We start from the raw sequence: 13,863 nt of genomic DNA, 5'->3' as shown, positions 1-13,863 counted from the left end.
CGCAACACTTAGGGCGTCGCGGCCTTGCGTTCGGCCTTGGTCAACACACGCGGCTCCACCAGCGGCGCACCGTCTTGAAACAGAGGATTGTCCTTCACCTGCCCGCGCATCAGCGCCCCAAAATGCCGCGCCAAAACGTTGAAGCCCGCCTTGTTAAACCCGTAGTCCTTGAGGGGCTCGGTGCCAAACGGCGCGTCTTTGGTGTGCACCACGGCAATCACCTTGCCGATGGTCTTTTCAATCGCGTCAACCCGCATCGCAGGCACCGACACGCCGACAAAGGCCAATTTGGTGCCGCCCAGCGTGTTGAACACCGGCGTATCACAACAACTCGCATACCACCGCATCAAGCCTTTAGGTGACAGGCGCAGACAGGCCAGATGCTCCTGGCCTTTGACGAGTTCCAGATTGGCGGGAATGGTCTGATAAATGTCCGACCCATTGCGTGGCATCAACGTGTCTTCCGCACCCAGCGCTATTGCGCCCGCCTGACAATCTTTACAGTAACACTGCACATGTGAGCCCGTTTTCGGGCTCACATTCTTTAGCTTTGCACCAAACTGCCCACAGCGGCAGCTGATCGCGATATCACCCATCAAAGCCCTTTTGCACGGTAGCTGGACGCCACCTTGTCAATCGACACGAGGTAGGCCGCTGTGCGCAAATCCTCTACATCGGCACGGTCGTGCCACACATCTCGCATAGATTGATACGCAATGCGCATGGTGTCATCAAGACCAGAGCGCACGAGCTCCAGCTCTCCGGCACCGCGCAGGTACTTCTGTTTGAAACTGTCAGTCAGACTGTACTGGGTGCCCAGCGCGGCGCTGATCTTCTCTAGTTCATCCACCACCAACTGGTGACGGCTTTCTTCCTGACGCCGCTGCATCCGTCCAAAGCGGATGTGGCTGAGGTTTTTGACCCACTCGAAGTAGGACACGGTCACACCGCCGGCGTTGGCATACATATCCGGAATGATCACAGTGCCTTTCTTGCGCAGGATCTCATCTGCACCAGCCGTGACAGGACCGTTTGCAGCCTCAATGATCAACGGTGCCTGAATGCGCGCGGCGTTCTCCATGTTGATCACCCCTTCCAGCGCCGCTGGAATGAGGATGTCACAGGCTTCTTCCAGTATCTTGCCGCCTTCGCGGGTATAGGTCGCATCCGGATAACCAGACACACCACCGTGTTTGGCCAGCCACTGCTGCACCGCGTCGACATCGATGCCATCCTCATTGAAGAGCGCTCCATCACGTTCGATGATGCCAACAACCTTACAGCCGTCTTCATCCGACAAGAACTTTGCAGCGTGGTAGCCCACGTTTCCCAAACCCTGCACAATCACACGTTTGCCATCCAGCGTGCCATCAAGGCCCGCCTTCTCCACATCGCGCGCGTCGCGGAAGAACTCCTGCAGCGCATATTGCACGCCACGCCCGGTCGCTTCGACACGTCCAGAGATACCACCGGAGTTCAGCGGCTTGCCGGTCACACACGCGCGCGCGTTGATATCCGTGGTGTTCATGCGGGCATATTGGTCCGCAATCCAGGCCATCTCACGCTCGCCGGTGCCCATGTCAGGCGCAGGCACGTTCTGGGACGGGTGGATCAGGTCACGCTTGGCAAGTTCATAGGCAAACCGACGGGTGATGCGCTCCAGCTCATGTTCATCATATTTGCGTGGATCAATGCAAAGGCCGCCTTTAGAGCCGCCAAACGGCGCTTCCACCAGCGCACATTTGTAGGTCATCAGTGCCGCCAGCGCCTCGACCTCGTTTTGGTTCACACTTGGGGCAAAGCGGATACCACCTTTCACAGGCTCCATGTGTTCTGAGTGAACCGAGCGATAACCGGTAAAGGTCTGGATCTGGCCGCGCAAACGAACACCAAAACGCACGGTGTAAGTCGCATTACACACCCGGATCTTCTCCTCCAATCCCGGGGGCAAGTCCATCAGCGCCACCGCGCGATTGAACATCAGGTCAACACTTTCCCGAAAACTCGGTTCCTTAATAGCGCTCATCAACTTTCCTCCAGACAAGCAACACACTGCGACTCACTGCCACACTTACCGACTTAAGTATGAGTAAGGTCATAACGCCACCAAAGATAACAGATGAAAATGCGCAACACTCTGAGTTGCTGTCGTTGCCGCTACGGAAACAGAAGCCCCCCTACGCGCCAAACTGTCTCCAACCGACTGCAATAATTGACAAAAATCTTAATCTTTGCCTAACGAACTGCCAGCTTTTGCCCCAATTACGCCCCAATCCATTGAAATAAGATTTGCGACGCAGACCGTCTGGAGGCGGGGAGTCCCATGACGGGTGCGTCGCAGAGAGGTATGTAAAATGAAACAGTTTCAGGCACCGCACCGGCCACCTGTAACGCCGCGGCCAAAAGCACTTTGGCGGCTCGGCGCGCACCGTTTCCGCAAGGAAGAAGACGGTGTCATGGTTGGCTTCAGCGTTTTTCTTATTATTATGATGATCACGATCGGCGGCATCGGCGCTGATATCATGCTCGCGGAAATGCGCCGCACACAGCTCCAGCATACTTTGGACCGCGCCATTTTGGCTGCCGCAGATCTTGACCAGACCCGCCCAGCACAAGACGTTGTTGAAGACTACTTTGACAAAGCGGGGGTCGCTCATACGCTTAACGAGGTGACTGTATCACAATCGATCAATCACCGGACTGTAAGTGCAACTGCAGAAATTGAGTCCAATCTGGTCTACAGCACAATTGGACGTGACTTCAAAACCCTGATCCCCTCAACCCCTGCCCCAACGATGGACACGGATTATGATGGCGAACCAGATCACATTGCAGGTGGCTATACCACCGCGGAAGTGACGGCTCTAGAAAACAGCCTGCCTGAAAGAACCAGTGTGACCATCGGCGCCAGCGGCACCGCCGAAGAGCGTATTGGCAACATCGAAATTTCATTGGTTCTCGACGTTTCCGGTTCGATGAACAACAACAGCCGCTTGAGCAATCTGAAAGTGGCTGCCAAAGAGTTTGTCCAAACCATGGATGACACCACGGAAGACGACACCATGTCGATTTCCATTGTGCCTTACGCGGCGCAGGTCGCCACACCGGACGAGTTGATGAACGCTCTGACGACCAACGGTGAAAACCCGCTGGCCAACTGTCTGAACTTCCATGCAGCGGACTACAACGAAGCCTTCATCGATCCCTATCGCGAGTACGACCAAACCCTGCACGCCACCTGGAGCAGCAGCAGCTATGACCGCCGCCCCAGCAATGGCCATGTTGACGTGAACGCTTACACGGATTGTCGCGCCGAGAGCTCTCGCGAGCTGACGCTCATTCAAAACGACACGGACGCGTTGAAGACCTACATTGACAACATGTTCGGCAGCGGCAACACCTCGATCGACACCGGCATGAAATGGGGCACCGCCCTTCTTGACCCTGCCTTCCAACCGGTTGTGTCCAGCATGATCGACAGCACTGCCAGCGACAGCGGTTCAATTTCCAATGTTTTTGAGGGACGCCCTTACGACTACGGCAGCAATGAGTCCCTCAAAATCGTAGTTCTGATGTCGGATGGCCAAAACACCCGTCAACACTATGTGAACGACAACTACCGCTTGGGCAACTCCAACGTCTGGTACAACGAGCAGGAAGATTTCTATTCCCTGTATCTCGGCCAGGACGAAGGAGACGACGACAACGACGGTATCACGGATGAGCCAATTTACTTCTGGCCAGATGATGGTGTGTTCCGCAATCACGCCTACGGTGAAGGCACTTATGAGGTGACCGAAAAAGTCAACAGCGACATTTGTAAGTCCTATCGCAAGAACGGCACCTGTAAACGCTATAAGAAAATCAAGAAGACCATCACCGTAAGCGAGCCTGGCGAAGCCGAAGTGATTTCTTATGCCGATCTTTGGGCGCGGACCACGCCAAAATACGTGGCCGATGTGCTCTACGCTCCACTGATGGGCCAAGATGCTGCGCGCAGCGCCTGGTACTATCCGGTCATTGACGATGTTGGCTATGGCACCAAAGACGCCCGCACCCGCAGTGTCTGTGAAGCCGCCAAAGACAACGGCATCATCGTTTACACCATCGGCTTTGAGGCGCCAAACGCCGCACGCGTGGTGCTGCAGGACTGCGCGAGCTCTGACAGCCACTACTTCGATGTGCAGGGGCTCGAAATCCGCGACGCCTTCGCTGCCATTGCAACTTCCATCCGTCAGCTGAGGTTGATCCAATGATCCATTCGGTTCTCAAAAAAGCCCGCGCGATCCTCCGCAAGGAAGACGGTGCAGTCACGGTCGACTTTGTCATCATGGTGCCGTTCTATCTCGGTGTGTTTCTTGCCTCGGCGGAACTTGGCTTGATGTCACTCCGTTACGCCTACCTGGAAAGGTCCCTGGACGTGGCTGTGCGTGACATCCGTCTCTCCACCGGAAATGTTCCGTCACATGACGATCTCGTCCAACAGATTTGTGATGAGGCCAGCGTTATTCCTGACTGTACAAACAATCTGTCCCTTCAGATGTTCCAACGCGACCCACGCAATTGGGAAGCGGTCCCCGCAGCCAGCACATGTGGCTCTTTGCACGAGGATGACGCGGACGTTGACCCCGTGGTGCGGTTTGACGATGGCGCGGCCAATGAGCTGATGTATCTACGCGCCTGTGCTTCCGTTCGGGCCATTTTCCCAGGTGCATTGTTTGTGCCAGTTGCGGTTCGTAACAGCGAAGGGGAATACGCCCTGGTTGTCGAAAACACCTTTGTTCAGGAGCCTCGTTGATCCATGTCGATATTTAACCCACGCCAAGCTCTTGCGACGTTTCGTAAAGATTCCACTGGCTCCGTCGCTGTGGAAACTGCGCTGATCTTCCCAACCTTGCTGTTTGCTCTGTTCGTCATGATGAACATTTTTGACGCCTATCGCGCCAAATCGACAACCGAGAAGGCGGCCTTTGCTGTGTCCGATATGCTGTCTCGTGAAACGATGGCCGTAGATGCAAACTACATCGACGGCGCGCATGCGGTCCTGGAGCAAATGTCCACGGTGCGCAGCGGTCACGACCTGACTGTGAGCCATGTTTACTGGAGCGAACAAAGTAACGGGTCTGGAGAGCTTGTTTTGGCTTGGTCTCACAGCAATGACGGCGGCAGCGGCATCACCGCATCCGAGTTTGAGGCGATGAAGGACAAGTTGCCCGTACTGGTGCACGGAGAAAGCTTGATTGTTGTTGAAACATCGGCCCAGTACTCCCCGCCAATCCTGGCAGGATGGAATGGCACGCACGTTGACGCGCCCGTCTTGGATGGGAACGGCGACCCTGTTTTGGATCAAAATGGTGATGCAATGACCGAGCGCGTTCTCTCCCCAGACGCAAATCCGCTGAACATGGAAATCAGCACCTTTGTGTTCACCCGCCCCCGCTTTGCGCCGCAATTGGCCTGGAGCAACAGCTAAGACCGGGGCGTTGCTGCAAGGCGGAGCCTTTACCCCTCGGTTTGGCCCCGTTCCACCAGCAGCGCCTCAATGATCTGGGCCATGGATTTGGCTTCAGACCCGGGCGTGACGCCGCCAATGCCCACCCGACGGCCAAACGCCCACCAAAGCCCCGGTTGCCATCTGCGCGACCGGGGCTTTTTGAGATGCACGGTAAAGCCATTGGATGGCTTGAGGTCAAACATACCACGCCGAATGGCGGCAATATCGTCCAGCGTGGCAATCTCTTCGCCGGAGGTGCTGCGCATACCGTCGCGCGTCAGCTCGATACTGTGCTCGGTGGCCCGCCGCGTCGCCTCGGCCAACCACAGCGTCAAACCGCCAATGACCAGCAAGAACAGCCGCCAATGCCATGCCGGCGTCGTGGTCAGCGCGATGTAGATCAACACGCCCCCCAGCAAGAACAGCGTTGCCATGCCAAACAGGCGGCGCATGGGGGAAGCGGTGATGGTGGCCAGAACCTCTGGGAGGTCCGAAGTGTCTTGCGTGGTCATGTCTGTCCTGACGGAGTTAATACGGCATCGGATGCGCGCGATGCGCGGCGCTGATGTCTTTAAGCACTTCTGCGCTGAGCCGCAAATCGGCCCCCGCCAAAATTCGTTCTAGCTGATCCACCGTGGTGGCGCCAAAGATCGACGAACACATAAACGGCCGCTGCACCGTGAAGGCCATCGCCATATGCACCGAGTCCAATCCGTGTTTGTCGGCAATATCCAGATAGGCCTGCACCGCATCAAATACCCGAAGGCTCACCCGCCCGCCAAGATCGCCATTGATCGCCTTTCGCGACCCGTCCGGCGTCACGCCATTCTGATACTTGCCGGTCAACAGACCAGTGGCCAGCGGCGAAAACGCCAGGATGCCAACATCCTCATTGACGCAAAGTTCTGCCAAATCGGTATCCGCCATCCGGCACAACAGGGAATATTCATTCTGGATCGAGGCCACCCGTGGACCGCCTTTAACCTCAGACATCCGCACCCACTGTGCTGTGCCCCATGTGCTTTCGTTGGACAGGCCAAAGGCCCGAATGCGCCCCTTATCAACCTCTTTCTGCAACACCTCCAGCGCCTCTTCCATATGCGCCAGCGTGTCCGCCTTGTTTTGCCCTGATGGATCGAAATCCCAGTTTTGCCGGAACATGTAAGATCCGCGGTTGGGCCAGTGGAACTGATAGAGATCGATGTATTCGGTCTGTAAGCGCTTGAGAGACCCTTCAATCGCTTCGGGAATGGTCTTGGCCGAAATCAGCGCCCCGTCCCGCACATGCGCCAACCCTGCACCGGAATGTTTCGTCGCCAGCACCATGTCTTCACGCCGCCCGGTTTTGGCAAACCAGGTGCCGATGATTTCTTCGGTACGCCCCTGGGTTTCCGGGCTGATCGGATTCACCGGATACATCTCCGCCGCATCGACAAAATTGATGCCCGCGTCCAGCGACATATCAATCTGCTGATGCGCCTCCGCCTCACCTGTTTGCGTGCCAAAAGTCATGGTGCCGAGGCAAAACTCGGACACCTCGATGCCGGTGCGGCCCAAAGGGTTCATTTTCATGGAAGCTCATCCTGTCGCAAATCATTGCGCCTAACCTAGGGACTGTGGCGTTGATCGCAAGCGGATCACGGGGGCCAGCCCCCGCTTGGCTGCGCCAAGTCTCCCCCGGGATATTTTTGGAAGGAGAAGACTTGGATCAGCGCGCGCCTCGCGCGTGGAAGATAAATCCCAGAGTGTTGAGCAAAAGCTGCGCCGCCAAAATGGCGGTGGAGCCTGTGGGATCATAGTCCGGCGCCACTTCGACAAGGTCGATGCCCACCACCGCGTGTCGCTTGGCCAGCGCCTGCATCATCTCTAACACGTCGTAATACAGGAACCCGCCATGGCTTGGCGTTCCCGTGCCCGGCGCTATCGACGGGCAAAACGCGTCAATATCTACTGTCACATAAACCCGCGCGCCCTCCGGAATGCGGTTGACCAGCGCTTCTGCCCCCAGCTTGCGCGCCTGCCGCACGCTGAGGATATCGCTGCCCATCGCCCGGGCATCTTCATAGCCTTCTTTGGCGGTCGAACTGACGTTGCGAATGCCCACCTGCGTCAGACCGGTGACATAGTCCTTCTCCGCCGCCCGTCGCATCGGGTTGCCATGACCAAAGCGCACCCCATGGCGCTCATCGACAAAATCCAGATGCGCGTCGATCTGCAAAATGTGGATTGGCCCCTGATCGTCAAACGCGTTGATGCAGGGGATGTTGATCGAATGATCCCCACCAATGGTGACCGGCAATGCCCCCGCCTTCAGCATCGCCCGCACCCCGGCCTCGATATTGGCGTGGCTTTTGAGCGTGTCGGTATGCACGATGTCGGCATCCCCAATATCCACAATCCGCACCTCGCCGGGCAGATAGGTGGCGTCATCCTCATGGTCATAGGCCCCGGCATGGCCAAAGCTGAATAGCGTTGAGGCTTCGCGCACCGCCCGTGGCCCAAACCGCGCCCCGCTGCGCCATTGTGTGCCAAAATCAAACGGCGCGCCCATCACCGCCACATCGGCCTCAATCGCCGCCCAATCCGGCTGATACGGCCGCTTGCCAAAGGTCGAAATCCCCACAAACGGCAAATCCAGCCGCCCGCCCTCATAGCCATGTCCTGCCATCATCATCTCCCTGTTTGCTGCGACGGTGACGGATTTTTGCCCCGCCGTAAAGCATTCCCGATATTGAGAACAAAAGAGGAACGTGCTAATCTACCCCCATGGCCACACATCTCCTCAAACGCGCGCCCTCCCGCCCAGCAGATGCCCTTACCCCCTTGCCCGAGGTGGCCCTAACTCTGGCCCGCCTGCATGAAGCCTGCGGCCCGGCGCGCTACAGCTTTGCGCTGTGGCTGGCGCATCAGGCCAAAGGCCCGCTGTTCTGGATTGCCCCGGATTGGGGCGCGGCCCCGCTCAACCCCGCCGGCATGGCGCCCTTCCTCAACCCCGGCAGCGTGACCTTTGTCAGCCCGCGCCGCCCCGAAGAGGTGCTCTGGACCATGGAGGAGGTTCTGCGCGCCGGAACCGTGCCCTTGGTGGTGGCCGACCTGCCCGGCCCGCCCGCGCTCACCCCGGTACGCCGTCTGCACCTCGCCGCCGAAACCGGCGCCAAGGCCAGTGGCATGGCACCTTTGGGGCTTATCCTGACCCCCGGAGACGGCGGCGCACAGGGCATCGAAAGCCGCTGGCACATGGCACCGGATCACCGCGGTGACAGCGACACCTGGTCCCTCACCCGCCTGCGCGCCCGCAGCGCCCCGCCGCAAAGCTGGCAGCTCAGCGGCCTGCCCGATACCCCCAAACTGAGCCTACGGGACAGTGATGCCGAGATAGCCTGACGCCGCACGCATGACACGCGCCTGCAAGGCATCCGTGTCCGTTTCCCCCCGCAGCAAAGCACCATCAATCATACCGCGACACAGCGCTAGCAAATCCAAAGCCGCTACCTCCACATTCGCCATACCGTGACGTCGCAACACCCGTCGCAACACATCCAAAATTGCAGCCGTCAGCGCTGCGCCCTCTTCCGACAAAGGCACCAAAGCCGCTGCACGGTCCAAGGCTTGCGACAACTGCGGCCAGCCTTTCTGATGCGCAATGGTGGCCGCCACCAACGCCGCCAAAGCCCCGCGCAGATCACTGTCTCGATGCGCCACCTCCGCAGCCTGCAACCCGTTCAACAACCGCGTCCGCTTGGCCCGCACCATCTCAGAAACGATCGCCTCCTTGTTGGGGAAATACTGATACAGCGAGCCCACGGATACCCCCGCCCGCTCCGCCACCGCATTGGTATTGAAGCCTTCAAAACCCTGCGCCACCAAAATGTGAGCCGAGGCCTGCAAAATCGCATCCACAGTGGCCTGCGCCCGCGCCTGACGCGGCTTTTTGCGTGGATTTGCAGTCGGTTGCAGGGAAACCTTCATCGTCATAGCAAAGCGAGTCCAAAATACGAGTAATAACTCACATATTGACGGAAACATATAACAACACAAGGCTTTAGCATGCCCTACTTCGCTCACCACAGCATCCTGATCACTGGCGCCACAGGTGGCATCGGCCGCGCCTTAACCCACGCCCTCACCGAAGCTGGTGCCTTGGTTGTTGCCACCGGTCGCAGCACAGAGGCGCTTGAGCGCCTAACAGGGGCACCCTCTGACACGTTGAAGAAAATTCCGGCAGATCTGTCACATGCCGACGGGCGTGAGGCCTTACTGGCGCAGATCCAAAGCTACCATATCTCCGGCATCATCCACGCGGCTGGCGTCCAATTTTCCCAAAACATTCCGGAAGGCCTCGCCAAACATCCTCGTCAATCCGAGTTGGAACTTGCGCTTAATCTGCAAGCGCCTGTGCATCTCACAAGCGCTCTACTGCCCACTCTGGCACAGCACCCCAAACCCTTTGTTTCCGCCATCACTTCGTCGCTAGCTCTGGCGCCAAAGCGCGACGCACCCACATACTGCGCCACCAAAGCGGGATTGCGTCACTACTTGCGAGCTCTGCGCTATCAATGCGCCGATGCCATCCCGCAGCTGCTGGTGAACGAAGTCCTACCCGCGCTGGTGGACACCCCCATGACCGCGGGACGTGGCACAGGCAAAGACAGCCCGGAAAAAGTTGCCACACAAATCCTACGTGGACTGGTGGATCAAAAGACGGAAACCTGGATCGGCAAAGCTCGCTTGCTGCGCGGCATCAACCGGGTCAGCCCAGCTTTGGCGGCACGCATTTTGCGATAGCCACGCGCAAAAACGACACGCACAAGTCGAATTCCCACTAGTCATCACGCCGCAAACCGCCATGCTGCCCCCATGCGCATGATCATCACTTTCTCGGCCCTATTCCTCTCGGTCATACTCTTACAACTCAGCTCCGGGGGCGTGGGGCCATTGGATGCGCTCTCCGGCATCGCACTGAACTTCACCACAGAGCAGATCGGCCTGTTGGGCTCAGCACATTTTCTAGGCTTCTTCATTGGCTGTTGGTGGTCACCACGTCTGATGGGAAGCGTCGGTCACTCCCGCGCCTTTGCCACCTTCACCGCCATGGGCGCGATTGGGTTACTTGGCCACTTCATCATCGTCGACCCCTATGCCTGGGCGCTGATGCGAGTGGCCTCCGGTCTCTGCGTGGCGGGCTGTTTCACTGTGGTCGAAGCCTGGCTGCAATCCAAAGTGACCAACGAAACCCGTGGCCGCGCCATGGGTACCTATCGCGTGGTCGACATGATCGCCTCCCTCGGTGCCCAGTTGGTGATCAGCGTTTTGGAACCGGCGTCCTATGTGTCTTACAACCTGCTCGCCCTACTGTGCTGCGCAGCTCTTTTGCCGATCACTCTGACCACATCCCCGCAACCCAAAACGCCAAACGCTCCGCGCTTGCGCCCCAGCTTGGCTTACGCGCGCTCACCGTTGGCGGTTGCTGGCGTGATTGTCGCGGCCCTTAGCTCCGCCTCCTTCCGCATGGTGGGACCGGTCTATGGCACCGAAGTCGGGCTTCAGGTTGGTCAAATTGCGTGGTTCCTTGCCGCCTTTGTGCTCGGCGGAGCCATCGCGCAATATCCGGTTGGTTGGCTCGCCGACAAATTCGACCGCCGTTGGGTACTGATCTGGCTCTCCGCCGCCGCCGTGGTGTCTTGCGGCACAACCGTCGCCATGGGCGCTGGCAGCACCACAATGATCATGCTCAATGCGGCCTTCTTTGGCTTTACGTCTTTCCCGATCTACTCGGTCTCCGCCGCCCACGCCAATGACTTTGCCACATCTGAAGAACGCGTTGAACTCTCCGCCGCACTCATGTTCTTCTTTGCGGTCGGCGCCATCGGCACGCCGCTGTTTGCCTCCGGCCTGATCGAACGGTTTGGCCCGCCCGCGCTTTTCATCATGATTGCAGTTGGCCACGCGCTTCTGATTGTGTTTGGCCTGACCCGCATGTTGGCGCGACCAACGGCAGAACACCGCACCCGATACGTCTATGCCCCGCGCACCTCTTTCACGGTGGGGCGCATCACAAAACGTCAGCGTGAGAAGCCCAATCGCACAGAGGAAACGCCTCCAAACGAGGGCAAATAGCCGCCAGATTTGCACCTCCGCGATACAGTGGTGATACAGACGCGATACCGACGTGGAAATTCGCCTGTGGAACTGGCCTACTCTTTGGGCTAATGGGGTTTGAAACAGTTAAGGGACACCCACATGGCGCGCCATCTGATCACCTCGGCCTTGCCGTATATCAACGGCATCAAACACCTCGGCAATCTCGTTGGCAGCCAGCTGCCCGCCGATCTGTTCGCCCGCTATATGCGCGCACGCGGCCACGAAGTTCTGTTCCTCTGCGCCACCGATGAACACGGCACGCCCGCTGAGCTGGCCGCCGCAAAAGCGGGTAAAGATGTTGCCGATTACTGCGCTGAAATGCACGCTGTGCAGTCGGAAATTGCCGAAGGCTTCCGCCTGTCGTTTGACCACTACGGCCGCTCATCCAGCCCGGAAAACCACGCGCTGACTCAACACTTCGCCGGCCGCTTAGCCGACATGGGCCTGATCCGTGAAGTGTCTGAAAAGATGGTATATTCCAACGCCGATGGCCGTTTTCTCCCGGACCGCTACATCGAAGGCACCTGCCCCAACTGCGGTTTTGAAAGTGCGCGCGGCGATCAGTGTGACAACTGCACCAAACAGCTCGATCCCACCGATCTGATCAACCCCTATTCCACCATCTCTGGCTCCACCGATCTGGAAGAGCGTGAGACCAAACACCTGTTCCTGTGCCAGTCGCAAATGCGCGACAAATTGCAGGCCTGGATCGACAGCAAGACCGATTGGCCCGTGCTGACCACCTCGATCGCCAACAAATGGCTAAACGACGGCGACGGCCTGCAAGACCGCGGCATCACCCGCGATCTGGACTGGGGTGTGCCTGTTAAGAAAGGCGGCGAAGACTGGCCCGGCATGGAAGGCAAAGTCTTCTACGTCTGGTTTGACGCCCCCATCGAATACATCGCCTGCGCCCAAGAATGGGTAGCGGCTGACAAGGGCGCAGACTGGGAGCGCTGGTGGCGCACTGACAAAGGTGCCGACGACGTGACCTACACCCAGTTTATGGGCAAAGATAACGTCCCATTCCACACACTGTCCTTCCCGGCCACAATCCTCGGTTCTGAAGAACCCTGGAAAGCGGTGGATTACATCAAATCTTTCAACTACTTGAACTATGATGGCGGCCAATTTTCCACCTCACGTGGCCGAGGCGTCTTTATGGACCAGGCACTTGAAATCCTGCCGTCCGACTACTGGCGCTGGTGGCTCCTGAGCCATGCCCCGGAAAGCTCCGACAGCGAGTTCACCTGGGAAAACTTCCAGCAATCTGTGAACAAAGACCTCGCCGACGTGCTTGGCAACTTTGTCAGCCGTGTCACAAAGTTCTGCCGCTCCAAATTTGGCGCAGAGGTGCCAACTGGTGGCGAGCTGGGCGAAACCGAACAGGCGCTGATTGCTGAGCTGACCACCCGCATGCGCGCCTACGAAGAGCACATGACCGCCATGGAAGTCCGCAAATCGGCACAGGAGTTGCGTGCAATCTGGGTGGCTGGCAACGAATACCTGCAGTCCGCAGCGCCATGGTCCACCTTCAAGGAAGACCCGGAGAATGCCGCTGCGCAAATCCGCCTCGCTCTCAATCTGATCCGGATTTACGCTGTGATTTCAGCGCCTTTCATCCCGGATGCCTCTGCGACCCTGATGGCAGCTATGCAGTCTGACGACACGAATTGGCCGGACGATGTGGCTGCCGCGCTGGAAACGCTACAACCGGGTCACGCTTTCACGGTGCCGGATGTCACCTTCCGCAAGATAAGCGACGATGAACGCGAAGAGTGGCAAGAGAAATTCGCAGGCAAACGCGAGAGCTAAACCCCAAAAAGCGCGGTCAATCGGCCGCGCCGTTTTCTTTCAATCTCGGCCCCAAAACCACCACCCTGACAAAGGTCAAGGTCGAAACCCTCGACTCACGCTATCTCATTGGTCAAGATGAAGACGTGCACCAAGCATTGCACTTAGAGGAGATCGATCCATGGAAGCCATCCTGAACGTATTCTGGAGCATTATTGAAGCGCTCCCTCCAGTTGTATCCGCGTCCCTACTGATGTTGGGCATCAGCGTCTTTGTCGCGCTCATCCTGGGGTTCATTGTGGCCAGCATTGCTTCCGGCAGAGAAACCCGGACCTAACCAACCAAAAATTCCATCAAACTATCAGATAGTTACTGGTACCCGCGGCCGGACTCGAACCGGCACGGCCATAATCGGCCTAGAGATTTTAAGTCTC

At 58.0% G+C, this 13,863-nt stretch carries 14 protein-coding genes; 8 read left to right on the top strand and 6 right to left on the bottom strand.

Annotated elements, in window-relative coordinates; translation table 11 throughout:
- Positions 1 to 8 precede the first annotated feature (8 nt).
- Together MK208_RS03995 and MK208_RS03990 are read right to left on the bottom strand one after the other, a co-directional pair.
- Positions 9 to 596, bottom strand: coding sequence for a DUF6151 family protein (locus tag MK208_RS03995; protein ID WP_294114152.1), 588 nt, complete (start codon positions 594 to 596; stop codon positions 9 to 11).
- Complete coding sequence (locus MK208_RS03990; RefSeq protein ID WP_294114150.1) at positions 596 to 2,026, bottom strand: Glu/Leu/Phe/Val dehydrogenase; 1,431 nt, start codon at positions 2,024 to 2,026, stop codon at positions 596 to 598. Before MK208_RS03990 ends, MK208_RS03995 begins: the two co-directional genes overlap by 1 nt.
- A gap of 328 nt (positions 2,027 to 2,354) precedes the next feature.
- On the opposite strand from MK208_RS03990, the gene MK208_RS03985 reads away from it, so the two are divergent.
- From MK208_RS03985 to MK208_RS03975, 3 genes are read left to right on the top strand one after another with little or no spacing between them, the layout of a single operon-like run.
- Positions 2,355 to 4,256 (top strand): pilus assembly protein TadG-related protein, encoded by a 1,902-nt coding sequence (locus MK208_RS03985; protein ID WP_294114148.1) that lies wholly within the window; start codon positions 2,355 to 2,357, stop codon positions 4,254 to 4,256.
- Positions 4,253 to 4,798 carry a pilus assembly protein gene (locus MK208_RS03980; protein ID WP_294114146.1) on the top strand — a complete coding sequence of 182 codons (546 nt, stop codon included), beginning with the start codon at positions 4,253 to 4,255 and terminating at the stop codon, positions 4,796 to 4,798. The genes MK208_RS03985 and MK208_RS03980 overlap by 4 nt, the downstream gene beginning before the upstream one ends.
- 3 nt (positions 4,799 to 4,801) lie before the next feature.
- Entirely contained in the window at positions 4,802 to 5,473 is a 672-nt protein-coding gene (locus tag MK208_RS03975; protein ID WP_294114145.1) for a TadE/TadG family type IV pilus assembly protein, read from the top strand.
- A gap of 29 nt (positions 5,474 to 5,502) precedes the next feature.
- On the opposite strand, the gene MK208_RS03970 is transcribed toward MK208_RS03975, so the two are convergent.
- From MK208_RS03970 to speB, 3 genes are all read right to left on the bottom strand, one after another.
- Positions 5,503 to 6,006, bottom strand: coding sequence for a hypothetical protein (locus tag MK208_RS03970; RefSeq protein ID WP_294114144.1), 504 nt, complete (start codon positions 6,004 to 6,006; stop codon positions 5,503 to 5,505).
- 16 nt (positions 6,007 to 6,022) lie between these two features.
- Positions 6,023 to 7,066, bottom strand: a complete 1,044-nt coding sequence (locus MK208_RS03965) for an aldo/keto reductase (protein WP_294114143.1) — start codon at positions 7,064 to 7,066, stop codon at positions 6,023 to 6,025.
- 136 nt (positions 7,067 to 7,202) lie between these two features.
- On the bottom strand, positions 7,203 to 8,162 hold the full coding sequence (gene speB, locus MK208_RS03960) for an agmatinase (protein WP_294114141.1): 960 nt from the start codon (positions 8,160 to 8,162) through the stop codon (positions 7,203 to 7,205).
- Positions 8,163 to 8,260: 98 nt separating this feature from the next.
- Here speB and MK208_RS03955 point away from each other — a divergent pair, with 98 nt between their 5' ends.
- Positions 8,261 to 8,878: a hypothetical protein gene (locus MK208_RS03955; protein WP_294114139.1), complete on the top strand. Its 618-nt coding sequence runs from the start codon at positions 8,261 to 8,263 to the stop codon at positions 8,876 to 8,878.
- Here the strand turns inward: MK208_RS03955 and MK208_RS03950 are convergent.
- Entirely contained in the window at positions 8,849 to 9,469 is a 621-nt protein-coding gene (locus MK208_RS03950) for a TetR/AcrR family transcriptional regulator (RefSeq protein WP_294114137.1), read from the bottom strand. The genes MK208_RS03955 and MK208_RS03950 overlap by 30 nt on opposite strands.
- A gap of 72 nt (positions 9,470 to 9,541) precedes the next feature.
- Between MK208_RS03950 and MK208_RS03945 the strand changes: the two genes are divergently transcribed.
- From MK208_RS03945 to MK208_RS03930, 4 genes are all read left to right on the top strand, one after another.
- Entirely contained in the window at positions 9,542 to 10,279 is a 738-nt protein-coding gene (locus MK208_RS03945) for an SDR family NAD(P)-dependent oxidoreductase (protein WP_294114134.1), read from the top strand.
- Between the two features lie 72 nt (positions 10,280 to 10,351).
- On the top strand, positions 10,352 to 11,611 hold the full coding sequence (locus tag MK208_RS03940; RefSeq protein ID WP_294114132.1) for an MFS transporter: 1,260 nt from the start codon (positions 10,352 to 10,354) through the stop codon (positions 11,609 to 11,611).
- Positions 11,612 to 11,734: 123 nt separating this feature from the next.
- On the top strand, positions 11,735 to 13,450 hold the full coding sequence (gene metG, locus MK208_RS03935) for a methionine--tRNA ligase (RefSeq protein ID WP_294114131.1): 1,716 nt from the start codon (positions 11,735 to 11,737) through the stop codon (positions 13,448 to 13,450).
- A gap of 160 nt (positions 13,451 to 13,610) precedes the next feature.
- A complete protein-coding gene (locus tag MK208_RS03930; RefSeq protein WP_294114128.1) occupies positions 13,611 to 13,766 on the top strand; it encodes a hypothetical protein in 156 nt (51 codons plus the stop codon).
- Positions 13,767 to 13,863: the final 97 nt, after the last annotated feature.

Origin of the sequence: Shimia sp., from assembly GCF_022448905.1 — a bacterium.
Lineage (GTDB): Bacteria > Pseudomonadota > Alphaproteobacteria > Rhodobacterales > Rhodobacteraceae > Shimia.
The sequence above is the reverse complement of the archived record's forward strand: the minus strand, read 5'-3'. Positions and strand labels throughout refer to the sequence as shown.

Bases quoted from the DNA above. Each gene is read 5' to 3' on its own strand.
- MK208_RS03980 (WP_294114146.1), top strand. From the start codon at position 4,253: ATGATCCATTCGGTTCTCAAAAAAGCCCGCGCGATCCTCCGCAAGGAA.
- speB (WP_294114141.1), bottom strand. From the start codon at position 8,162: ATGGCAGGACATGGCTATGAGGGCGGGCGGCTGGATTTGCCGTTTGTG.
- MK208_RS03965 (WP_294114143.1), bottom strand. From the start codon at position 7,066: ATGAAAATGAACCCTTTGGGCCGCACCGGCATCGAGGTGTCCGAGTTT.
- MK208_RS03975 (WP_294114145.1), top strand. From the start codon at position 4,802: ATGTCGATATTTAACCCACGCCAAGCTCTTGCGACGTTTCGTAAAGAT.
- MK208_RS03990 (WP_294114150.1), bottom strand. From the start codon at position 2,026: ATGAGCGCTATTAAGGAACCGAGTTTTCGGGAAAGTGTTGACCTGATG.
- MK208_RS03940 (WP_294114132.1), top strand. From the start codon at position 10,352: ATGCGCATGATCATCACTTTCTCGGCCCTATTCCTCTCGGTCATACTC.
- MK208_RS03930 (WP_294114128.1), top strand. From the start codon at position 13,611: ATGGAAGCCATCCTGAACGTATTCTGGAGCATTATTGAAGCGCTCCCT.
- MK208_RS03955 (WP_294114139.1), top strand. From the start codon at position 8,261: ATGGCCACACATCTCCTCAAACGCGCGCCCTCCCGCCCAGCAGATGCC.
- metG (WP_294114131.1), top strand. From the start codon at position 11,735: ATGGCGCGCCATCTGATCACCTCGGCCTTGCCGTATATCAACGGCATC.
- MK208_RS03985 (WP_294114148.1), top strand. From the start codon at position 2,355: ATGAAACAGTTTCAGGCACCGCACCGGCCACCTGTAACGCCGCGGCCA.
- MK208_RS03995 (WP_294114152.1), bottom strand. From the start codon at position 596: ATGGGTGATATCGCGATCAGCTGCCGCTGTGGGCAGTTTGGTGCAAAG.
- MK208_RS03970 (WP_294114144.1), bottom strand. From the start codon at position 6,006: ATGACCACGCAAGACACTTCGGACCTCCCAGAGGTTCTGGCCACCATC.
- MK208_RS03950 (WP_294114137.1), bottom strand. From the start codon at position 9,469: ATGACGATGAAGGTTTCCCTGCAACCGACTGCAAATCCACGCAAAAAG.
- MK208_RS03945 (WP_294114134.1), top strand. From the start codon at position 9,542: ATGCCCTACTTCGCTCACCACAGCATCCTGATCACTGGCGCCACAGGT.